This is a genomic window from Aristophania sp. ESL1142, assembly GCF_058107345.1.
The window spans coordinates 173,164-195,671 of sequence record NZ_JBYLUH010000001.1; the positions used below are offsets into that span (position 1 = coordinate 173,164).

Annotated in this window: 24 protein-coding genes and 2 tRNA genes; 8 read left to right on the top strand and 18 right to left on the bottom strand. The window is 46.6% G+C overall.

The window, feature by feature from the left end; all coding sequences use genetic code 11:
- Window positions 1-13: 13 nt before the first annotated feature.
- The 3 genes from AC3B6P_RS00770 to AC3B6P_RS00780 are packed head-to-tail and all read right to left on the bottom strand — an operon-like array spanning window position 14 to window position 1,253.
- Complete coding sequence (locus AC3B6P_RS00770) at window positions 14-172, bottom strand: hypothetical protein (RefSeq protein ID WP_489804260.1); 159 nt, start codon at window positions 170-172, stop codon at window positions 14-16.
- 20 nt (window positions 173-192) lie between these two features.
- Window positions 193-1,101: a DnaJ C-terminal domain-containing protein gene (locus AC3B6P_RS00775; RefSeq protein WP_489804261.1), complete on the bottom strand. Its 909-nt coding sequence runs from the start codon at window positions 1,099-1,101 to the stop codon at window positions 193-195.
- 2 nt (window positions 1,102-1,103) lie between these two features.
- Window positions 1,104-1,253, bottom strand: a complete 150-nt coding sequence (locus AC3B6P_RS00780; RefSeq protein WP_489804262.1) for a hypothetical protein — start codon at window positions 1,251-1,253, stop codon at window positions 1,104-1,106.
- A gap of 262 nt (window positions 1,254-1,515) precedes the next feature.
- On the opposite strand from AC3B6P_RS00780, the gene AC3B6P_RS00785 reads away from it, so the two are divergent.
- Window positions 1,516-2,496 (top strand): glycosyltransferase, encoded by a 981-nt coding sequence (locus AC3B6P_RS00785; RefSeq protein ID WP_489804263.1) that lies wholly within the window; start codon window positions 1,516-1,518, stop codon window positions 2,494-2,496.
- On the opposite strand, the gene AC3B6P_RS00790 is transcribed toward AC3B6P_RS00785, so the two are convergent.
- From AC3B6P_RS00790 to AC3B6P_RS00810, 5 genes are all read right to left on the bottom strand, one after another.
- Window positions 2,474-3,976, bottom strand: coding sequence for an efflux transporter outer membrane subunit (locus AC3B6P_RS00790; protein WP_489804264.1), 1,503 nt, complete (start codon window positions 3,974-3,976; stop codon window positions 2,474-2,476). The genes AC3B6P_RS00785 and AC3B6P_RS00790 overlap by 23 nt on opposite strands.
- Before the next feature lies 1 nt (window position 3,977).
- Entirely contained in the window at window positions 3,978-4,889 is a 912-nt protein-coding gene (locus AC3B6P_RS00795; protein ID WP_489804265.1) for an efflux RND transporter periplasmic adaptor subunit, read from the bottom strand.
- Between the two features lie 12 nt (window positions 4,890-4,901).
- A complete protein-coding gene (locus AC3B6P_RS00800; RefSeq protein ID WP_489805506.1) occupies window positions 4,902-5,096 on the bottom strand; it encodes a DUF1656 domain-containing protein in 195 nt (64 codons plus the stop codon).
- A gap of 341 nt (window positions 5,097-5,437) precedes the next feature.
- Window positions 5,438-5,884 carry a hypothetical protein gene (locus AC3B6P_RS00805; protein WP_489804266.1) on the bottom strand — a complete coding sequence of 149 codons (447 nt, stop codon included), beginning with the start codon at window positions 5,882-5,884 and terminating at the stop codon, window positions 5,438-5,440.
- Window positions 5,885-5,995: 111 nt separating this feature from the next.
- On the bottom strand, window positions 5,996-6,250 hold the full coding sequence (locus AC3B6P_RS00810) for a hypothetical protein (protein ID WP_489804267.1): 255 nt from the start codon (window positions 6,248-6,250) through the stop codon (window positions 5,996-5,998).
- Between the two features lie 225 nt (window positions 6,251-6,475).
- Here AC3B6P_RS00810 and AC3B6P_RS00815 point away from each other — a divergent pair, with 225 nt between their 5' ends.
- From AC3B6P_RS00815 to AC3B6P_RS00835, 5 genes are all read left to right on the top strand, one after another.
- On the top strand, window positions 6,476-7,486 hold the full coding sequence (locus tag AC3B6P_RS00815) for an extracellular solute-binding protein (protein WP_489804268.1): 1,011 nt from the start codon (window positions 6,476-6,478) through the stop codon (window positions 7,484-7,486).
- Between the two features lie 34 nt (window positions 7,487-7,520).
- Window positions 7,521-8,003, top strand: coding sequence for a YcgN family cysteine cluster protein (locus AC3B6P_RS00820; RefSeq protein ID WP_489804269.1), 483 nt, complete (start codon window positions 7,521-7,523; stop codon window positions 8,001-8,003).
- A gap of 22 nt (window positions 8,004-8,025) precedes the next feature.
- Complete coding sequence (locus AC3B6P_RS00825; RefSeq protein WP_489804270.1) at window positions 8,026-8,697, top strand: M48 family metallopeptidase; 672 nt, start codon at window positions 8,026-8,028, stop codon at window positions 8,695-8,697.
- A gap of 70 nt (window positions 8,698-8,767) precedes the next feature.
- Window positions 8,768-8,853 (top strand) — tRNA-Leu (locus AC3B6P_RS00830).
- A 179-nt stretch (window positions 8,854-9,032) separates the two neighbouring features.
- Window positions 9,033-9,794: a tetratricopeptide repeat protein gene (locus tag AC3B6P_RS00835; RefSeq protein ID WP_489804271.1), complete on the top strand. Its 762-nt coding sequence runs from the start codon at window positions 9,033-9,035 to the stop codon at window positions 9,792-9,794.
- A 31-nt stretch (window positions 9,795-9,825) separates the two neighbouring features.
- Here the strand turns inward: AC3B6P_RS00835 and AC3B6P_RS00840 are convergent, their stop codons facing one another.
- From AC3B6P_RS00840 to rplM, 4 genes are all read right to left on the bottom strand, one after another.
- The gene (locus AC3B6P_RS00840) at window positions 9,826-10,125 is read right to left on the bottom strand and encodes a hypothetical protein (RefSeq protein WP_489804272.1); all 300 of its coding nucleotides are present in this window, start codon (window positions 10,123-10,125) and stop codon (window positions 9,826-9,828) included.
- Between the two features lie 27 nt (window positions 10,126-10,152).
- Window positions 10,153-11,235 (bottom strand): branched-chain amino acid aminotransferase, encoded by a 1,083-nt coding sequence (locus AC3B6P_RS00845; protein WP_489804273.1) that lies wholly within the window; start codon window positions 11,233-11,235, stop codon window positions 10,153-10,155.
- 348 nt (window positions 11,236-11,583) lie between these two features.
- A complete protein-coding gene (gene rpsI, locus AC3B6P_RS00850) occupies window positions 11,584-12,087 on the bottom strand; it encodes a 30S ribosomal protein S9 (protein WP_489804274.1) in 504 nt (167 codons plus the stop codon).
- Window positions 12,088-12,097: 10 nt separating this feature from the next.
- Window positions 12,098-12,571, bottom strand: a complete 474-nt coding sequence (rplM, locus tag AC3B6P_RS00855) for a 50S ribosomal protein L13 (RefSeq protein WP_489804275.1) — start codon at window positions 12,569-12,571, stop codon at window positions 12,098-12,100.
- A 370-nt stretch (window positions 12,572-12,941) separates the two neighbouring features.
- On the opposite strand from rplM, the gene AC3B6P_RS00860 reads away from it, so the two are divergent.
- Window positions 12,942-14,522 carry a hypothetical protein gene (locus AC3B6P_RS00860; RefSeq protein ID WP_489804276.1) on the top strand — a complete coding sequence of 527 codons (1,581 nt, stop codon included), beginning with the start codon at window positions 12,942-12,944 and terminating at the stop codon, window positions 14,520-14,522.
- A gap of 35 nt (window positions 14,523-14,557) precedes the next feature.
- On the opposite strand, the gene AC3B6P_RS00865 is transcribed toward AC3B6P_RS00860, so the two are convergent.
- A tRNA-His gene (locus AC3B6P_RS00865) sits at window positions 14,558-14,633 on the bottom strand.
- Window positions 14,634-14,849: 216 nt separating this feature from the next.
- Between AC3B6P_RS00865 and AC3B6P_RS00870 the strand changes: the two genes are divergently transcribed.
- Window positions 14,850-16,304, top strand: a complete 1,455-nt coding sequence (locus AC3B6P_RS00870; RefSeq protein WP_489804277.1) for a SulP family inorganic anion transporter — start codon at window positions 14,850-14,852, stop codon at window positions 16,302-16,304.
- Between the two features lie 50 nt (window positions 16,305-16,354).
- On the opposite strand, the gene hflX is transcribed toward AC3B6P_RS00870, so the two are convergent.
- Genes hflX through AC3B6P_RS00895 form a run of 5 tightly spaced genes read right to left on the bottom strand, consistent with a single transcriptional unit; the run spans window position 16,355 to window position 22,508 of the window.
- Entirely contained in the window at window positions 16,355-17,683 is a 1,329-nt protein-coding gene (gene hflX, locus AC3B6P_RS00875) for a GTPase HflX (protein ID WP_489804278.1), read from the bottom strand.
- Entirely contained in the window at window positions 17,680-17,940 is a 261-nt protein-coding gene (gene hfq, locus AC3B6P_RS00880; RefSeq protein WP_489804279.1) for an RNA chaperone Hfq, read from the bottom strand. The genes hflX and hfq overlap by 4 nt, the downstream gene beginning before the upstream one ends.
- A 34-nt stretch (window positions 17,941-17,974) precedes the next feature.
- A complete protein-coding gene (gene ntrX, locus AC3B6P_RS00885) occupies window positions 17,975-19,393 on the bottom strand; it encodes a nitrogen assimilation response regulator NtrX (protein WP_489804280.1) in 1,419 nt (472 codons plus the stop codon).
- Entirely contained in the window at window positions 19,390-21,753 is a 2,364-nt protein-coding gene (locus tag AC3B6P_RS00890) for a sensor histidine kinase NtrY-like (protein WP_489805507.1), read from the bottom strand. The genes ntrX and AC3B6P_RS00890 overlap by 4 nt, the downstream gene beginning before the upstream one ends.
- Window positions 21,753-22,508, bottom strand: a complete 756-nt coding sequence (locus tag AC3B6P_RS00895; protein ID WP_489804281.1) for a helix-turn-helix domain-containing protein — start codon at window positions 22,506-22,508, stop codon at window positions 21,753-21,755. The genes AC3B6P_RS00890 and AC3B6P_RS00895 overlap by 1 nt, the downstream gene beginning before the upstream one ends.

Here is a 22,508-nt window from a genome sequence, read left to right on the forward strand (position 1 = left end):
TTCCCTTTTTGGCTTATCCTCCTGCAAGATGGAAGCCATCAACACGGCTGACACCCAAAAGACCTAATCCTATCAACAGGACAACCAGTGAAACCGCAACCATCAAGCCGATAATATCACGTTTATGGAACCAATCCCGTAAAGTAGTAATCGGCATAAAAATCTTCATCATGATCAGGATAACACCTTACCTCACGCTGCGTCTTTCTGCTGATAATAACCTTCAATAAGCTTTTCAAGTTCTGGATCAAGCTTGCCAAGTTTTACACGCAAGGTCACAAGTAAATCCCCTCCTGCCGAACGGCCATGAGCTGCAATGCCACGTCCTTTAAGCCTCAGAACTGTCCCACTATCAGAATGTGGCGCAACGGAGACCGCTACTATCCCTTTCGGAGTCCGCACACGGATCTTCCCACCCAGAAGAACTGTCTTGAGGTCCACATCCTGCGTAACACGTAAATTTTGCCCTTCACGACTATAATAGGGGTCCGGGGTGACGTGAATCTTGAGAAGGACATCCCCCGCTGGACCGACCTGACCAGAAGGGCCAGCGTGACCTGGCATTCCCTTGCCTTTCACGCGTAATGTCACACCTTCTTCAACCCCAGGCGGTATCGTAACAGCAATTTGCTGTCCTGTTCCTAGGTCAATCTCACGTTTATCGCCTAAAGCTGCCTGTTCAAACGAAACTGTCAGGTCACCATGAAGGTCTTCTCCCCGGCGGGTGCGCGATGAAGAACGAAATCCCCCGCCTCCGCCAAACATATTGGAGAAGAAATCTCCTAAATCTTCATTTCCCTGAAAGCCATGCTGTCCGCTAAAACCGCTGGCACCGGCGCCATAGCCTCCGCCGCCAAAACCTCCAAAGGGAGCACGTTCCTGACCTTCGGCATCTATTTCTCCGCGATCAAAACGTGCTTTCTTTTCCTTGTCACCAAGAATTTCATAAGCTTTGCTGATTGCTTTGAACTTCTCTTCCGCCTTGGCATTATCGGGATTATGGTCGGGATGATATTGCTTGGCCAGACGCCGATAAGCGCTCCGAATTTCCTTATCATCCGCTGTTTTGGCAACCCCTAACGTGGCATATGGGTCTGTCATTATTATTCAGAATCCTTCAAATCAGTATCATCCAGAAGATCGATCAAGACAGCAATAATCTGTCCATAAGTAAAGCCAGACTGTATCCCTTCATGAATTAGTTTTTTTAATCTTGGCCTTAAAAAATCTGCTATGGGGAGTTTCTCGCTCACAATTTTTCCCTTTATTCATGAAATGTACATCAACAGAATGAAGTTCAAGGGGCTTAAAACAAGCCAGAAGTTGGATAATCCTTTGAGATCAGCGCAGCTTCTTTCGCAAAAAACATCTTTCCCTAAAAATTTAAAAACACTCTTTTTGACGTGTCTATCCTTTTACCTTACACAACCATAACACAGAATTCGTTACCTAATTTCACCTAATTTTTCCGATTATATAATACATATTATAAAACAGCCCTAGGAGGTCAATATTATGATGTCTGCCTCTCCTTATCCTCCTTTTAACCCTGATTCAGGTAAAAAACGTCTTCTTGTTACTGGATGTGATAGTCGTTATTTTCCTTTACTTGAGGAACTTGTTACGTCTGTAAGACGCTTTCCTGAAGCTAAAAAACTAGCTATTGCCTGTATTGATGGTGGTTTAACAGCACAACAGGTTAAAAAACTGGCTCAATTGGCAATTACGGTCCAAGCGCCTTACATCCCCCCTGACTTACCCTCCAAACATCTGAAAAAAAGGCCAAGCCTGGCAATCGGACTTTCTAAATTATGGCTTGATACGTTCTTTCCTGACTATGAAACCATTCTCTGGCTGGATGCAGATACATGGGTACAGGAATCTTCAGCTCTTGAACTTCTTTTTGGAGCGGCAGAAACTGAAAGACCTGCTTTGGCAACCATTGCTGAACTCTTTTTACACAAACCTTTTCGTCTCAGATGGCTGCCTTTTGACCTCGCCCAGATCCGTTCTATTCTCTATAAAAACTCTACAATCGCCCGGCTCCCCCGTTCCATCCGTCATCAAATTGGCGTCCGCCCCACCTTAAATGGTGGAATTTTCGCTCTATCCCGTACAGCTCCTCACTGGCAAAGACTTAGAGAATGGCAGAAAGTCGTTTTAAAGCACGGTAAGATTTTCTGCTCAGACCAATTATCCCTCTCTCTTTGTGGACATATAGATTCACTTCCTGTCGAATTTCTGCCCGCGGGATGTAATTATATGGGACCTTGGTATTTCAATAGTAAAACAGGAAAAATCTGCGAGCATCTTTATCCTCATGCTCCCGCAGGTATCATTCACCTGGCTGGCTACGACAAAATGCGTCTGGACCGGACAGTTACAACAACAGTTCTGGATGAAAAAGGTAATGAGCTGGAGATGAGTTTACGCTTTTCAAATCTTTTCCCGCTCACCTCTGATGCTTCGAACTTTAACGAGAAAAAGCCCGCATAAGAATGCTCTGATCTTTTTTCTCGACTGGTAAACGCGTATCAGTCAACTCCTGCCCTTGCCATCCTGCTCCCAAGGAAACGTATAATGTTACAGCATCATCAAGGCGTTTACCATGAGCCAAAACCGCATCATCCTGTGCTTTAAGAGCAGTCTGCTGAGAGTTCAACACGTTTATATACCCCGTCAATCCGGCTGTAAAAAGTTCTCTTGCCCGATCACGGGCGAGGTTTGCCTGTTCAGCCGCCTCCCTGCGCTCTTTAACAAGCTGGTTATCCTGCTGCCAATTAACGATGGCATCTTCCACTTCCCGCAAGGCATTGAGCACCGTCTGACGATATTGCAAACGGCTGCCTTCCGCTTCAGCACGAGCTTGCATAATCTGGGCACTATATTTGCCGCCATGAAGCACCGGAACGGAAGCCATCATCAGGACACTCCAGCTCATCGCATTAACCTGGAAAGCATGAGAAAGAGCTGATGAATTTGGATTAAAATCCAGTGGAATATTGAAATTAGGATAGAGTTGGGCAACCGCAATCCCTATACGAGCCGTATTCTCAGCATAGTGACGCTCTGCTTCCCGGATATCAGGACGATTTGCAACAACCATGGAAGGGATAGCTTTAGGAAAAACAGGCAGCATAGGAAGTTTCTGACGTTTCTGAAGCTGAGGCTCCAGATTACCGGGCATTTCCCCCATCAACACAGCAATTGCGTGAATTAAACGCTGTTGCTGCGCCAGAAGATCAGGGAGACGAGCACGCTCAGTATGTTCCTCTGATTTTGACTGGGCAATTGTCAGCGTATTGCCAACCCCATTTTCATAAAGCCGTTCAACCAGTATCGTTCCGTCATGAGCAACCTTGATCGCATTTTCAGTAACGGTCAGGCGTTCCTGCACGGTCCGGAGCGTAATATAATCGCTCACAAGCTGACTTAACAGAGACACCAGAACGCCACGCCTCTCTTCTATTGTTTCGTCAACAATACGTTTACGGGCTTCGACCGTACGGGAGATCCTCCCGAAAACATCCAGCTCCCAATTTGCTCTGGCCCCATAGGTCAGAACAGAGGCGTGAGGATGATTCATCGGGTTACCAGGTCGGGTGATCCAGTTATCAATATTAATGGAATATCGATTATCCCCACCCCCTGCATTGGCATCAAGCTGCGGATACCAGTCCGATTCCGCCTGACGTCTCAAAGCCTGTTCAGCAAGAATATGCTGTGAGGCAACCTGAAGGTCATAATTACCTTTAATAGCTCTTTCTACCAGATCATTTAAAACAGGATCATTAAAGCGACCCCACCATTCTTTCAGTAAACGCTCTGTCTGAACCTCTTCTTCTTTCGTAGTCGGATGAGGCTGTCCGGCAAAGTTTTTGGGTACCGGGAAATGATCTGGCTTGTAATCAGGGCCAACTGTGCAAGCCGACAGAAAACAAAGACCCAGAACCAGAGATAAGGATTTTTTTTTCATGCTAGAGATGATTCTGTAGCCAGGTTGTCAGAAGGCCCTTGGCGCCATTTTTCTGCTTGCCAACAGCGACTGTCGCGGTCATCCCCGCTGATAGAATGACATTAGGAGGCACATCGTCAAACGCAATCCTTACCGGAATACGCTGTGCAAGACGCACCCAGGTAAAAATAGGATTGACCGTGGGCAACCCTAATTTGTCCCAGCTCCCATTCTGGTCATTAATACCACGCCCGATACTGACAACCTTACCCTTCAGAATCTTACGATAACCCATCAATTTGATGCGCGCTTCATCACCAACATGCACACCGTGCATTTTGGTCTCTTCAAAATAACCGTATAACCAATAACTGCTGGCATCAATCACAGCTAGATAAGGCTGCCCCGCCTTCACGTAATCCCCTACCCGGAGATTCAGGTTCGTAACATACCCATCCACTGAGGCATATAAGGTGGAGCGCTGTAAATTTAGCAGAGCTGTGTCCAACGCCGCTTTGGCTTCATCAAGCTGCGCTCTTTTACTCGTGACATCAGAATTAAAATCATCCTGCTCTTCCCGAGAGACAACGCCACTTAATCCGTGACGGCGCCGTGCATTTGACAAACTTAAACGATAATCTTCTTCAGCCCCTGAAAGACGAGCACGCGCTTCATCAATCTTGATCTGAAAACGCAAGGGATCAATTCTGAAAAGAGGATCTCCCTTGTGAACAAGCTGGTTATCTTTCACTGGCACAGAGACTACCGTCCCTGAAACTTCAGGAGCAGTGGCGACAACGTAAACTCTCACCCTGCCATCACGAGTCCACGGATCAAGGACATACAGATCCCAGACAACATAGCCCAACCCAGCCGCCAATGCGATAACGAGAAGCGTCAAAAGAGGACGGACAAAACGACGGACCCAGATCATGACGCATACCTGTCAGACATAAATGACCAAAAGACACAATACGCAGATAAAAAAAGCAATTTCAAAAAGAGCTGCATGCCAAAACCAACCCAGCGCGCCGACACGCCATAAGACAAAGCGACATGTAAGCGTTACCACCGTTGCTGCTACAGCATAAATGGCAATAGGTGCGACATAGACACCAAAAAGATTTACTTCTGCCAACATTCTACGCTCATTCTGCCCCGCAAACCAAGGATAAACCCTGATTCTGCGCATGATCGAACACGGTGTCTTCTCCTACGACGTCCTGATGAAATAATCAGCTCTTTTTATGAGCGTAAATGAATGTACAGACTCTGTTGTTATAGAATAATTATCAATTAGAACAGCCATCAGGAACCATAACCTGGTAAATTTAATAAATTTTTACGGATAACTGTTCCAAAAAAACACATATCAGCTTTTCTGAATAGGCTCCATGACCCCCGAAAAACCCGGCAAGGCTTTCCTTCATAAAAAAACCTCTTTCCATCACAGAAAGAGGTTGAAACCATTTTAGACAGTCACTACTTTTTCTTCTTGCGCCTGAAAGGCGAGCTGGCAGCACGCCACAAATGCCCACCAGCAAAACGACCAAGCGGGCCAAGTGCAACTTTCGCTAAGGCTGTTACTTCGAAAGCACGTCTTAGTTCCTGTAATTTGCGATCACGATCCATTTTCTCCCGTTCTTCAGCATAGGAGGGATAACGACTCCGCATCGCCAACAGTACGAAAACAAGCACCAGAACGATATCAAAGGCCATGACACAAAGGCCACCATAAAATGGCCCCATGTGGCATATTTTCGCGAAAAGAGCCCAAAGGACACCATGAAAGGAAATTGCCGCAAACAACAGGAAAACCAAGGCTATAATGGCAAAAACAGCCCTCAGACCGTGACGCTTGACGGCATGAGTAAGAATCCGTCCCTGCGCGGCCAGAATCTCCTGACCTAAATCAATAGGGCTGCTCATATTCCGTACCTCTTCTTTCGAAAACGCTTTATTCTAACGTCTATAGCCGTAAAAAAGCTCAAGCGCAAAGGTTAAAGCCTTCTCTGCTTTCTGTTACAATCTTTGTCAGGATTATTTGGAAATACGCCCCAGCACAAAACCCGTCAGAAGTGAAAGCAGAACTGCACCCAAGGGCTGGGCCCTTACATGACCATAAAACCCTGTCATCTGGGCAGGTGCAATTTCCTCAAGATTATGGGCTGTTTTTTCAAGAGACTTATCAATCGCCTTTTTGATATCATCAGCAGAAAGCCCCTCATATTGCTTAAAAAAATCCTGTGCTTTATCGGAGGCTTTTTCGATCCGTTCTTTAAGTTGCTCAGCCATAATAAACTCTCCCTGCTTACTGCCCTCTGGCAATTCATTGGACAGGCACAAAAAGTATCTCAAACTATATTTAAAAAGATGCTAACCTCTTCCTGAATATTAATTATAAATCCCTATTTAACTGAATTAGAAGATTTATATATTCTGAAAAATATGTTAACGCTCACCAGAAAATTTTATTTTTCCGGCAATTTTTTCATATTTCCGATCAGAGAATATTCTGGAATGTGTCTCTTTTTACCATTTTTTTCTATCGACAAGCTTAATCTCAGGGGTCATCCTTCTCTCACTTCCTGGTTGATTCTGCCCGTATTTTTCCTGTGTCTTTCCAGTGCCAAAGCTCATGTGCTGGCAAATATTCCGATCAATAACCCTTCTCCTTCTTTACGTTTTGCTGTTGCTGAAACGCTCTTAAATGGTAATTGGCTTATAATTCCCCGAAATTTTACTGAACATCTCACGATATGGGATAATTTTTCTATTTCAGCCTCTGTCGGAAGCCAAAGCCACCCGCTGGAATGGGACGCCATTATGCTGAATGAGGAGGAAGCAGCGATTGGATGTGCTCAGGGATGGCTCGTTACAATCTATAATAATAGTTGCGGAAAACCAGCTGGCTATCTTCACAGTACTATCATCTGGCACAAAAAACGTTTTTTATTTCCCCCAGACTGGAGTTCCATATGGGATGTTATCCGGCATCCAGGAAAAAGAGGACTCCCTAGGCAAGCTAGAGGGACTCTTGAAATTGCATTACTAGCAAATCAGGTTCCACCCTCAGAAATCTACCATGTCCTCTCAACAGCAGAGGGACAAAAACGCGCTTTTACACTCCTTAACCAGATCCGCCCATTTATCGCCTGGTATCATACGCCTAGCGGGTTCCAGACACTTTTACATAAGAGGAATATCATTATTGGAGTTGCCCCTATAAGCACTCTCACTCCCGCCCGTAATCTTGAAAGTGACTCCTCTTTCATTCCTAATTTTTCTTATTCCGTTTATTCAAAACGCTTTTGGGCAATACCTTCTTCTCTCCCCTTTGCACAACGTAATCATATTATAAAAATTCTTGATAACGCGGCCCCTCATCTGCCCTATGAGACACAACATATAACAGATATGAGTCTGATAATTGATGATGATTTCTGGATGATTTACGGTCCCGTCCTTGAAGCTATTTTTAAAAAATGGCTTGAGACAGGCCTTATAGATATTAAAACAGATTTTTATTAAAAAGGTCTGTTTCCTTGCTATGTAATAGGCCGATATGACCACAGACTCTCCTTTCTGGAAAACAACCGCCCTTAAGGATATGACCCTCTCCCAATGGGAAGCCCTTTGTGATGGCTGTGGTCGATGCTGTTTGCATAAATTTCGGGAAGATGAAACTGACGAAATATTATGGACGAATGTAGGATGCCGTTTGTTAGATTCAGAGACATGTCGCTGTAAAGATTATGAAAAACGCCACCGCCGTGTCAGAGATTGCGTCACATTAACACCTGAACTTCTGGCAGAGCTGGACTGGCTTCCCCCAAGCTGCGCTTACCGATTATTGCGTGATGGCCTTGACCTCCCAGACTGGCACCCTCTTGTCTCAGGCACAATGGAAACCGTGCATCTTTCAGGCGCTTCCGTCCGACATCGCTTTATTAATGAACGCTCCGTTACGATTCTCGAAGATTATTTTGCCGAATGGCCGGGAGAATGGCCCGAAGCCCCACAAACCGTTCAAAATGGCCAAAAATGACGTTTATTTATTCTGAAACATCATGTTACTGCCCCCACTAATCTGGAAAAAAAATCCGCGTGCCCGGCGCTTATCCTTACGTATAGATCCTGCTAACCGTTCTATTATCATTACCCTTCCTCCTGGCATCACTCAAAAAGAAGGTTTGTCTTTTTTCCATAGTCAAGCACACTGGGTTAGAAAAGCCCTGGATGAACTTCCGCCGAGAGCCCTTGATACAGGATCTCTCCCTTTGGAAGGGAAACCCGTCCCTCTTTTCAGAGAGCCTGATGCTCAGCGGGGGGTCTGGTTGGACGGGGAAGGAATTCACATTAGTGGGCAAAAAGAGCACCATGAACGACGACTGAAGGAATTCCTGAAATCACTTGCTCTTAAGAAAATAACTCCCTTAGTCACAGAACATAGTCAAAAAATGGCTCTTTTCCCTACAGGTTTAACCTTTCGTGATACAAAAACCCGTTGGGGAAGCTGCACTAGAAAAGGGCGCTTAATGCTTAATTGGCGTCTTTTATTTACGCCTCCGACAATCCGTGATTATGTCATAATTCACGAACTGGCTCATTTACAGCATTTTCATCATGGCCCCGCTTTCTGGGAACTAGTGGATTCTCACTGTTTGCACAATCAACAAGGGCGCATTGAGGCTGAACACTGGTTAAAAGCTCATGGGAGTGCCTTATTAAGTCTCATTTAGACAAAGAACGAAAAACACTCTTCCCCATCTTCCCTGTAAGAGACAAATACGCTATAAGGCGCCCATGGTCGCGCGCTTGGCGGAATGGTAGACGCACGAGACTTAAAATCTCGGGTTCGTAAGAGCGTGCGGGTTCAAGTCCCGCAGTGCGCACCAATTATTCTACTCATGATGAAAACCATAAAATCATTGAGGACAGAATTTTTTTCTCATGTTTTATCTCTGAAATCTTTTCATAATTGTGAAAGCTGGATTTCTGCGCCTTTATCTGCTCTCTCTGAGACCCTAATAGAATTATATCCCTCAATAGGTTGAACCCAGAAAGATTCAAAAAGATGGCATACCCTATCTTCCAGAAGTTCTGGACTAAGAAGGCACCTCAGCCTCACATTGTCCCTCCTGAACTCTCTGAAATTTATAATAAGGCAACAAATGGATATGTTCTGGAACAAGTACTCTGGGGACAAGCCTTATTAAATAGTACATATCTCCCCCCAAACCCTGCACAAGCGCGGGAATGGTTTCTAATTGCAGCACAATCTGATTATGGTCCAGCCTATAACATGCTGGGACGCTGCTCCCATTTTGGATGGGGGTGCCCTGCCGACCTGACCGAAGCTGTAAATTTTTACGAAAAGGCCATGCATGCAGGTGACTTATGGGGCTGCTATAATCTGGCAATCATGACATTACGCGGTCTTGGGATTAAGGCCGATCGCGCTCGCGCTTATACCCTTTTTCGCAAAGCCGCTTTAAAAGGTCATGCCAAATCCATGAATCTCATGGCACGTTTCATGGAAGAAGGTTGGGAAACACCACGCGATCATCTATCTGCTTTGGAATGGTACAGACGCTCAGCGGAGGGAGGTGATTATCGAGGGCAACATAATTATGCAACAGCACTCATCGCCCAGGGACACTATGTAGAAGCATTGAGCTGGTGGCACAAAGCTGTACAGACCGCAACGACAGATATCCTACTCGCTATGAAGCGCGAACTCGCAAATCCGTCAATTCCGCGCGATGAATCCCTTCAGACCCAGATTGAAGAACGACTGAACATCCTCTTGCCGGCCACTCCGCACGAAAGCCCTTGAGTTCTCACCAATTCCTATGACGCAGTTATTTTCAGGGAACGATATTTAACTTCCAGGCTGCATATTGATTGCGTTCTGGCGTGTCAGCCAACTCATACCCTTCTTGCGACAACATGCGCGTCATATAATGGCGATTATAGAAAAATGCATAAAGAATCTGCCAGAAACCACCTGTTAAAAATGTCAAAATCGCATGAAAGACAGCAATGGCAATTTCCCCTCTGAAGAGGGGAACCAAAAAACCAAAGAAAAGATAGGTCCAGCTAAAGCCGACATAACCCTCACGCATGATACCCGACACTTTGTTACGAATGAGGACAGCCTGAGCCATGACCTCTCCTTTTCTTCAATCAATGACTTATAAAATAACCCGATAACGCCAGCCAAAAGGATCTTCCGCCTCGTCGCGCTGGATGGCTGTCAGAGCCTTTTTCAACTTCATGGTGACGTCTCCTGGTGTTGCGCCATCACCTAAAGTCACTTTCCCTGAAGCCCGCTTCAAAGACCCGATAGGTGAAACGACAGCAGCCGTTCCACAAGCGAATGCCTCTGTAATCTCGCCCTTTTCAATCGCTGAAAATACATCATCAATGGAAAGAACTTCTTCCTCCATAGCGATCCCCATATGACGGCCTAACTTCAACAGACTATCGCGTGTCACACCTCTGAGGATAGATCCATTAAGAGGAGGGGTTACAACAGAACCATCATGCCGGACGAACATTATATTCATCCCGCCCATTTCCTCGATATAGCGTTTCTCCACGGCATCAAGAAAAAGGACCTGGTCACAATGATTCTGGCTTGCTTCTTCCTGTGCTACAAGGCTGGCAGCATAATTGCCGCCACATTTAGCCTCACCTGTTCCCCCCTGTGCAGCCCGTGTATAGCGATCTGTAACCCATACATCGACGCATCCCTTACCAAAATAGGCTCCTGCAGGAGATGCTAGCAAGACATAGAGATATTCGTGAGAGGGCTTCACACCCAGAAAAACCTCATTGGAAATCATAAAAGGACGTAAATAAAGACTTTGCCCCTCTCCTGTCGGGATCCATTCATGATCGAGTTTCAATAAGGCTTTTATCGAGTCAATCAGCAACTCTTCCGGAAGCTCTGCCATAGCGAGGCGTCGCGCTGACGCCGCAAAACGGGCTGCATTTGCTTGGGGACGAAAAAGAAGAGGGTTCCCATCACGTCCACGGTAAGCCTTCATACCCTCAAAAATTTCTTGCCCATAATGAAAAACTGTCGCAGCCGGGTCTAGTGGAAGAGGCTGCCTTGGAAGGATTTTGGGATCATACCATCCCTTATCTTCACTATAACGAATAAGAGCCATGTGATCTGAGAAAACGCGCCCGAATTTCGGGTCACTGAGCAATTTCTGACGTTGATCAACAGGAGTGGGATGAGATGTTTCCTCAAATACAAAGTTCTTCATAAAATCAGCCTGTTCTTTCACTTATCTGGACAAGTCCCAGCCCCATTCAGGACATAGTTTTACGAGTTATGAAAAACCTTCTGCCAAGATTTGGCAACCACAAAAAAACAGAAATTACAGATTTTTTATACCTATTTTATAAAGAACAAAAAGATTTCTTCATATTTTTAGAAATTATAATACCAAAAATGACAATTAAGCGTAATAATATTACTGCACAATCATTTCAATTCTGATACGAAACCGTAAAGTCCGCATAAAATAATCCTGTTCTGTTTCCACAAAATAAAAGACCCTGTGAAAATAGATTCACAGGGTCTTTTAAACAGTCTCTTAAAACGAAAAGACTTAGCGTTTTGAGAACTGGAAAGAACGACGAGCTTTAGCTTTACCGTATTTTTTACGTTCAACCACACGGCTGTCACGTGTCAGGAAGCCAGCAGCTTTCAGGATAGTACGCAGTGCAGGCTCATAATGAGTCAGGGCACGTGAGATACCATGACGGACAGCACCAGCCTGACCAGAAAGCCCACCACCTTTAACAGTGCAATAGACGTCGAACTGGTTATAGCGATCAGCTACAAGGAAAGGCTGAGCAAGCAGCATACGCAGCACAGGGCGTGCAAAATAAGTCGTGACTTCACGGCCATTGACGATGATATCGCCTTTGCCAGGTTTGAGCCACACGCGGGCAACTGCATCTTTACGGCGACCTGTTGCATAGGAACGCCCTTGGGCATCGCGCTTTGCTTCATAAACAGGGGCAGCATTTGTAACAACAGGGGCTACGCTGGCAAGATCCTGCAACGTGCCGGTACGTTCAGCGACGGGACGCTCTTGAGTTTCTGACATGATCCAGGCCTTACGACTTGCGGTTCAGGGTATTCTTGCGGTTCAGGGAAGCTACATCCAGCTTAACAGGATTCTGACCATCATGAGGATGGCTTGCCCCTGCATAAACATAGAGATGCTTCATCTGAGCGCGCTGAAGAGGACCACGCGTAATCATACGCTCAACAGCCTTCTCAACAACCTGTCCAGGATTCTTCCCTTCCAGACGCTGTGTGATCGTGCGTTCTTTGATCCCGCCGGGATAGCCGGTGTGATAATGGAACAGCTTCTGACCAACTTTATTGCCCGTCAGGGCAATTTTGTCAGCATTAATAACGACAACAGCATCACCACAATCAACATGAGGTGTGTATTGTGCTTTATGTTTACCACGGAGACGATTGGCAATAATCGTAGCAAGGCGACCAAGAACGAGCCCTTCAGCGTCGATCAGAATCCAGTTCCTTGTAACCTCCGCGGGTTTCAGCGAAAGTGTGGTTTTCATTCGTGACATTTCCAGTCTAGCAGTGCCGCGAACATCGCCGCACCAGGAAAAATATTACCTGCTGCAAGACCCAACCACTCCAACCTTATCTTTAAATAAAGCCATTGAGCCTCTCACAGGAACAATCAAGTGTGTGTCTTATCGCGATAACTTCTAAAGAGGTCAAGCTTTTTTATAAAGTGATCTCTTTAATTTTTGGCAGTATATCAGGAAACACAGATATGTGGTATTATATTACCTTATAAATGTAATGCTTTTGCCCCTCAGGAATATAACCTGAGAAAAGCTTGCCCATAAGCTAGTGAATTCGGTAAAGTCGGGCAGTCTATCACCTTTCCATTTCCCACTTTCCTGCTCTCAGGAGCATCAAGTGGGTAAACCCCTGGGGGATTTCCTTGCTGTGAAAAGACTCTGGTTTGCTTTCTGCCTTGTTGTCCTCGTCATCATCATCGCAGCTCTCGGTATCTATCGCAGTTCGACCTTAAAACTCCATCGCGCCGTAGAGCAGTTACAAGCGGCTCTCCCTCCGAACACGACCCTCACTTACCGCTCTGCAACACCTTCGATCATGGTCGGAGGCATAACATTAAAGGACGTGACCTATAAAAATGGTCACAAAACCTTTCACGCTACTCTCGTCCGTTTAGGGCATCCGCAATTCATGCATGGAGGACAGCTGACCCTCTCGAGTCTGACACTTAAGGATATGGGTTATAGTACTTCAAAATTCCAACTCGAGATTCACAAGACTACTTTCAGACATTTGATCATTCCTGCTGCACCAGGATTGAGTGATAACGACCTGACAGCCGATAGCATGAAATCCCTAGCTACCTTTTTGGCCTTCAACCCTGAAAATCTTACCTCACTCCGTTTTGCTCTCACACAGGTCAAAGGCCTGAAGCTCCGATTCATAACACCTATTGAAACACCCTACGAGAATCTGACCATTCGTAATGCTCAGACAGATTCCATGACACTGGAAGGTTACGGACAAGGGAAAAGGATTTATGCAGCGCTGAAAAATCTTTCTTTAGGAATTAATATCAGCAAAGATAATCTCAATGCGTTTGGTACAACGCTGGCCAGCGTCCTCCTGGCTCCTGAAAAAGCGAAAGATACCTCTCCCTTGCCTGCAACACTCAGCTTTGCGTCCATTGAAGGCAAAGAAGGGATCACACATTTGCTGCAACATCCTTTTAAAGGGGATTCACAGACCACACATGATTTCTGGGAAAGGCCTCTTGATCTCCCCTGGAGCAGCACGGGTACCATCACCATTAATGGTATAAAACTGGCCTTTAATGAAAATTCGGATAAAAATAGCGCAGCACTTGATTATCTCTATCTTTCACGCCGTAATGAAAATAACAGCCAGCGGACTGAAATGTTCTTAAAGGGGTTTCATATCCGGCCTTCTCACAAAATTGCCCTCCCCTTCCCCATTAATGGCGCGGAAGGGACATTACGCTCGACCCTGATAAGCCGCCATGAAGACCGACTTTGGCAAAGTGATGCCACTGCCCATCTCTCTCTTGAAAATGTTGGCAATGCGACTCTCGACAGTCATTATAGTTTCCCTTACGAGAACCCTTTTTATCAACCTCCTGAAATCTTGCATAATTTTTCCAAGAATCTGGAATTCAGCAGCGTGATTCTCACCATTCATGGAGATCATTTTGTCGATCTTGGCCTGGCATTGGCAAAACAGATCACACCTACATTACAACAGGACAAACTCCGCGAGACGACCATTAATGACCTCACGGCCTTAAGTGAAAAACGCCCTTTAGCCGCACCTTTGGCTGACTATGTTGCCAACCCGAATGATAGAACACTCAATATCAGTCTTGGTGCCCTATCCTCTGCCATGCTGAGCCATTTACCCCTGAATGTCCCCGCTGAGACAATCCTGGACGCTTTACATGTGACATCCATCAACACACGTTGAAATCAATTAATCTGATTTTCAGGGGAGAAATCTGCTGGGGCGAATGACGGGGCTCGAACCCGCGACCACCGGTACCACAAACCGGCGCTCTACCAACTGAGCTACATCCGCCACACAGCGAAAGAAGGTTTATAAAATCCTGGACATTCCGTCCAGCCCCCTTTTGCAGTATTTTTTAATATCTGTCTTTTTTCTTCCTACAAGCCGCGACGTTCCGGGTTCACAGAACCGACCAAAATGCCTATAAAACACTCATTATTGCCGCTCCGGGCCTGTAATACGGCGCATATTTTTATCCAGAAATAAAAAAGTGAGGTCGAAACTTCTATGGCAGATTCTGCTTATGTCCAGCAATGGACCCAGCGCCCGGTACGTGAGATATTGGCAGGAATGGTGGGGACATTTGCCCTGATTCCCGAAGTCATTGCTTTTTCCTATATTGCCGGCGTGCCTCCGGCCGTTTCTCTCTTCGCTTCCTTTGTTATTTCTGTCTCGATCTCCATCTTCGGAGGAAGACCGGGCATGATCTCTGGAGCTGCGGGATCTGTTGCACTCGTTGTCGCGCCACTCGTGCATCAGCATGGAATTAATTACATGCTTCTCGCCACACTCATCGCCGGTGCCTTACAAGTCCTGTTCGGTTTATGCCGTCTTCAGGCCGTCATGCGCTTTGTCTCAAGCGAAGTCAGGACCGGGTTTGTCAATTCTCTGGCCATTATGATTTTTTCGGCCCAGGTCCCGCAAATGCTTGGCGTAAGCTGGCACACCCATATGTTAATTCTTCTTGGGTTGGCCATTATCTATCTACTTCCCAAAATTACAGAAATTATCCCCTCTCCTTTAATCTGCATTCTTGTTCTGACAGCTATTACAATCATTCATCCCATGCCTGTCCGCACAGTCGCTGATCTTGGTGAGCTCCCCACGGGTCTTCCTCATCTCGTTCTTCCGCACCTTCCCCTGACATTTGCAACATTGGAAATTGTTTTCCCCTATGCACTTGCCATGGCGGCCGTCGGATTACTGGAATCCCTTATGACTGCCACTGTCGTTGATGAGCTGACCGATACACACAGTCTCAAACAGCGTGAATGTACAGGATTAGGAATTTCCAATATTCTGGTAGGACTTTTCGGAGGGATTGCAGGATGTGGCATGATTGGCCAGACTGTGGGCAATCTCCGCTATGGAGGACGTGGGCGCCTTTCGACCTTTACGGCTGGTGCCTTCCTCCTTCTTTTAATGGTAGCCCTGCATAAATGGGTCGCTCAGGTCCCGATGGCAGCCCTGGTTGCTATTATGGTCATGGTCTCCATCAGTACATTTTCATGGGGCAGTTTAAAAGACCTTACACGCCACCCCAAACTTTCCAGCCTTATTATGATTGTGACAGTCATTATCGTGGTTTTGACACATGACCTCGCTGCAGGAGTCGTAGCAGGGGTTTTATTATCGGGTGTATTTTTCGCCTGGCATACATCACGCCTCATTCATGTAACACAGGAAGAAACAAGCAATGAGATCATTTACCATGTCTCAGGACAGGTCTTTTTTGCCTCTGCCACCCTGCTGAGTGATGCAATTGACTTCAATCATCCAACCCAAAACGTCACTATCGACCTGACCCACGCTCATTTCTGGGATATTACCTCAGTAGAGGAACTGGAAAAAATCCTTGAGAAACTACAAAAGCACGGGAAGAATGTGACTGTCATTGGCCTCAATGAAGCCAAGCATAGCATCATTACAGACCAGTCCGACCACGATATCCTACAAGCCTGAAGATTCCCAGACATAAAAGGCTCCTCTTACGGAGCCTTTTTCATAAAACACTAATTCCTGCTATCAGATTTCCTGAGACGAAAAGCCGGGAACTGCCGGTTAAAAAGCTCCTGATGCACTGGAGAAAGACGAACATAGAGTCTAACCCTATCCTCATCATCAGTACGCTCCGTCACCTCGCCATGCTGATAGAGCCATGCCAAGGCTGCGCCTTCGGTCACTGGTAAGTCAACATCAAACCCGACCATCGAACGTGAAATGACCTGGTCAAGCCGTTCAAGTAAATCCGGTATCCCCTCACCCCTAAGGGCGGAAAGAGCCACAGAGTCTTTACTGATTGATGGCTGACCGGATGATCCTACCCATAAATCAGCCTTATTCATGACCTCAATCGTACGTTCCGGCCAGGCATCGTCAATCATGCCATCCTTAGCCATATCCCCTAAAACGGACAGAACGTCTGCACGCTGAGCCTTACTATCAGGATGAGCTCCATCACGCACATGAAGGATAATGTCAGCCTCAGCAACTTCTTCAAGTGTTGCCCGGAAAGCGGCAACCAGCTCAGTTGGCAGCTCACTGATAAATCCTACAGTATCAGACAGAATAACCTGCCGCCCCGAAGGGAGAGTCAGAGACCTCATCGTGGGGTCAAGTGTCGCAAAGAGTTGATCCTGCGCATGGACATCGGCCCCTGTAAGCCTGTTAAATAATGTTGATTTTCCCGCATTTGTATAACCAACCAATGCTACAATCGGGAATGGTACACGCTTACGCGCCTGCCTGTGTAATCCTCGCGTACGCCGGACCTGGTCAAGCTCTTTACGAAGTTTGACGATCCTTTCTCCAATCATACGGCGGTCAGCCTCAATCTGTGTCTCACCAGGACCACCGAGAAAGCCGAACCCACCGCGCTGCCGTTCCAGATGGGTCCATAAACGCACCAGTCTAGAACGCTGATATTCAAGGTGTGCCAACTCAACCTGCAACACGCCTTCACGCGTAGCAGCCCGAGCACCAAAAATATCGAGAATCAGACCTGTACGGTCGACCACCTTGCAATTTAAAGCTTTTTCCAGATTACGTTGCTGTCCAGGCGAAAGTTTACCATCAACCACCACAACATTAATTTTCTGACCCTGTACAATATCAGCAAGCTGCTCAATCTGGCCTGCCCCCAGTAATGTAGCAGGACGGACCGCCCTCAGCGGATAAATTGTCTGAAAAATGATCTCCAGACCGATGGAAGCGGCCAGCCCTACGGCCTCTTCCAATCTGGATTCAGCCGCACGTGTTCCTTCAGATGCCTTGTTCTTCTCCCAAGGCAAAATCACAGCTGCCCGTGTTGCCGGGCGCGCTGTCTCTTCAGATTGTCTCAAACAGTAACCTCTTTTGTCTCATCTTCAATAGAGACAATATAATTTGCCAAAGCCGCTATAGGCATAATCGTGCTGACAGCTGTTTTATAAACAAGCTGCACATGCCCTTCCCGCCGGAGCAAAATCGTATGCTCATCGAACAGCATGACGATCCCTTGTAATTTAACGCCATTGACCAGAAAAACCGTCACAGCCTCTTCATGCTCAATGAGATAACGCAAAAAGGATTCCTGCACTGACCCTGATGATAACGACATAACCTTATCCTACTCAGTTGTTCGAAGTCTTATTTCAGACTTCAACGCTATCGGATTGGGAGACCCCACGATCTTCCTGTGTGACGCCCAATTGTTTCAATTTCCTGTGCAATGCACTACGTTCCATACCGACAAAATTAGCGGTCCGACTTATATTGCCTCCAAAACGCATTAATTGCACCTGAAGATATTGTGTTTCAAACTGATCACGTGCCTCACGCAAAGGCAAACTCATAACATCAGCCTCCGCATTAAGACGGGTCATGGAAGGTGCCCCTTTGCTGATAATTTCAGGCAACATATCAGCCCGGATAGGTTCATGCGCATTCATAGAGTTACCAGGCGCCATAATCAGCATGCGTTCCATCAGATTCCGCAATTCCCTGACGTTACCTGGCCATTCATAAGTCTGTAGACTAGCCAACGCATCTACGGCCAGTTCACACTTTGACAACCCTGCCGATTCGGACATTTTTTCAATGAAATGACTTGCAAGGGCCGGGATATCTTCAGGGCGCTCCTTCAGAGCCGGAATATTCAACGGAACAACAGCGAGGCGATAGAAAAGATCTTCACGAAAACGCCTCTCCCGAATCTCTTCCTGAAGGTTGCGGTTCGTCGTCGCAATCACCCGAACGTCAGCCTTGACACTCGCCGTTCCGCCAACACGCTCAAAATTACGCAGCTGAAGTGCCCGGACAATTTTGCTCTGCACTTCAAGGGGCATATCTGCCACTTCATCAAGCAGCAGCGTACCACGATGCGCCCGCTCTAAAAGACCTTGTTTAACCGGGCTACAGCCCTCTTTTTCAATACCGAAAAGTTCTTCTTCAAATCGCCCGGAAGTCAATGCAGCACAATTCAATACGACAAAGGGACCATCAGCACGTTTGGAATGGGCATGAAGCATACGGGCTGCCACTTCTTTACCAGCCCCTGCCGGCCCCGTAATCAGGACACGTGAATTGGTTGGGGCAACTTTGGCAATTTGTTGCCGAACCGCTGCCATTAAAGGACTTTGCCCCATCAAACTCTTATCAGAACCAGCCAACATCCGTAATTCGGCATTTTCACGTTTCAGACGGGCAGCCTCAAGCGCGCGCTTGACAACAACCAGCAACCTGTCGGACTGAAATGGCTTTTCAATAAAGTCATAAGCCCCATAATGCAGGCTTGATACCGCTGTTTCGATTGTCCCATGGCCTGAAATCATTATTACGGGAATATTGGGATCTTCTTCTTTGAAAAGTTTCAGAAGATCCATCCCATCCAACCGTGAGTTTTGCAGCCAGATATCAAGAATTACCAGAGACGGTCTATTTTCCCTGAATGCCGCAAGCGCCTTGTCTGCATCACCGGCACTGTGTGTCTGATAGCCATCATCAGTCAGGATTCCTTCAAGGAGAAACCGGATATCCGGCTCGTCATCAACAATCAGAATCTCGTAACTCATGCCTTACCTTCATAATCTGACGAGCCTGCACTCTTTTGCCCTGCCTCCAGTAATAGCACAAAAAGGGAAACACATGTCCCCCTTGTTTCTGCATCTGCGGCATTGTGCCCTGCTTTCTTATTGGAAGATTTCCTATCTTCAAGGCTCAGCCGTCCTCCGTGAGCATCCATAATCTTTTTCACGATCGCCAGTCCAAGCCCCGTCCCTTTAGGTTTATATGTTACGTAGGGTTCAACCAGACGATGACGTTCCCGCTCCGGCAGGCCGATCCCGTCATCTTCGACAGAAATAACAGCTTCATAGGAATTTACTACCAGCCTCACAGTAATATGACCAATTATGGAGCCATTCTGGGCTTCATGAGCGGTCATGGCAATAGCATCGGCGGCATTCTGCAGAAGATTAGTCAAAGCCTGACCCAATAATCTCCGGTCGCATAATGCCATGATCGGCCCCTGATCAAGGCCAGACGTCTCATAAATAATTTCAGGATGGGCATGACGTTGCAAAATAAGCGCTTCCCGACATAATCTTGCCAGGTCATAAGGCTCCATCACTGGCTCAGGCATACGAGCAAAAGCAGAAAATTCATCAACCATACGGCCAATATCACCAACCTGCCGAATAATTGTCTCAATCAACTGATTATAAGTCTCCGGCGCACTGGTAATTTCTTTCTGAAAGCGTTTTTTCAGTCTCTCAGCGGCAAGCTGAATGGGCGTTAAGGGGTTTTTGATTTCATGAGCAACGCGGCGTGCAACATCTGCCCAGGCTCCTTTACGTTGAGCAATCTGAAGCTGGGTTATGTCATCAAACGTGACAACAAATCCTTCCACCTCCTGCCCGCGCCATTCTGCGACAATTTTCACCAAGAGGGTACGCCCAGCACCAACACCACCGCCATCACCAGGTCCTCCCGGCGCAGAGGCATTAGCCACATCAATCTGGATTTCAGCCATATGTTCATGCCCGGGAATCTTACTGGCAGAGTCCAGAAGGGTAGCAAATTCTGGGACTGCTTCGACTAACGCAGTGCCTATCCTTTCCTGAAGGTCGCATTGCAGGATCGTTGATGCCATCCTGTTAGGTAATTCAATAATCTGGTGTTTATCAAGACCAATAACACCGGCTGAAACCCCTGCCAGAACGGCCTCAGTAAAACGCCTTCTTTCATTAATCTGGTCATAAGCTAATAAAAGTTCAGCCCGCTGACTCTCCAACTGGTCGGTCATACTGTTAAAAGCACGGGAGAGCGCCCTAACCTCATCATCACGTTCATCGGGTTTATTTTCTACCGGCACCCGTACCGCCAAGTCCCCCTGAGAAACACGTCTGGCTGCCAGGATAAGCAAACTCAATGGGCGTGCAATACGATTTGCCAAAGACAGTCCTGTCAGCATGCCAACAGCCAGAACCAGAAGCCCCATAAGGGCAAAGATGCCCACAAAAGCAACCTGGGTTTTACCCCTATTCTGAATCATACGCTGATAATCATGCACAAGCGTTGTCGTTTTTCTCACATGACGCAGGATCTCAGGGTCAACCCTTTTTGTCAGAACTAGCATTAACCCACTGTTATTTCCCAGCGAAATCACCGCACGAATAACGCGTGAATCAGGCTCATCAAGAACTGCCACGTCGCCAGCCCTTGCCATTTCAATCATGGGTTTAGGCGGAAGGGTCGTAATAAAGGAATGTTTATCCTTCTGAACCAGCAGGCCACCAGTCGCGATTATCTTACTCGTCAGAGAATCAAAAATAACAGCATCTGTCAGGCCGCGTTCCGTCACTTCATCTTCCAGCAAAGACTGTAAACGTGACGGATCATGAAAAATATCCGAGCCATGGGCCAGAAACTCGTCATTCTGGACTGTCAGAAGCGTATTAGCGAGCGCAAAAGCCTCTGTCCGCGTATTATCATTATGCTCACGCAAATACCCTGCTGCGACTGACTGCGCCTCGGTCAACGCTGTATTAACACGATTGGAAAACCAGATCTCGACCCCGAAATGAAAAAACAGTGTCGCTAACGCCCCAAGCATCAGCGTAGGAGCTACGGCAACAACGCCAAATAATGTCACTAATCGTGTATGAAGACGTGCCCCCGCAATACCCATCCGACGTTCGGCCAACATGTGACCAAGCTGCCTGATAGAGGCAGCACCAATCAGTAAAAGAGCAATAAAATCAAAAAGAAATAAAATAGCCTGTAATTGTGGCAAATGCGTAACCTGAACGCCACCAGCCAGAACCACAAAAGTCATAAATGCCAGCAAAAGAGCGATAACTGTCAGCCATACAATGCCACGTACGCTCGTCAAACGTATCAAAAACCCCCATCCAGTCCGGAAAAGGGACATCACCGTTTCTCTTCCTTTTTGCGGCCCTTTTTATCATTACGGGAAACCATGATCTTTAATTCCCTGATTTTCTTGCGTAACGTATTACGGTTCACCCCCAACAGGGCCGCGGCCTTGATCTGGTTTCCCCGGGTATAATCCAGCGTCATCATAATCAGAGGACGCTCTACCTCTGCAATAATATGGCCATGTAACCCGTCAATCTCTGCATTAAGCCATTCCCTGACATGCTCACGCAATAATGGTTCAACCAGAGCTGAAAATCCTGAAAGCGTTTCAGAAGAAAGACATTGTGCTGCTCTGATCCGTTCTGCATCGACGCAATAGCGGCTATCAAGGTCTTTCAACCAGTCATGAAGCCCTGTTTCAAGGGCCTCAGGCTCCAGCAACAACGCCCTGTCATGAGCGCTGGTCATGACAATACGGAAATCAGAAACACCCTCTTGCAACATATGAGCAAATCTCCGCTGAACTGACGGTACAAGGCTGTCAATTTCGCTGATAACAAGTGTGCCGCCTTTTGCCTGATTAATCCAGGAATATTCCTGCGCACCAAAGAATGTTTCTTCCTGCAAAACACGCGGCACTGTCGCGAGCTGAGCTATAATAAAGTCCCCATCAGCATTATTATCATAACCATGAAGTAAACGCGCAAAAGCATAGCGTTCTTCACAATTCTCACTACATAGGAAATAAGCAGAATTACTGGGAAAATCTTTCTGTATCAGACTGGGATTTACATCATTTTTATTCAT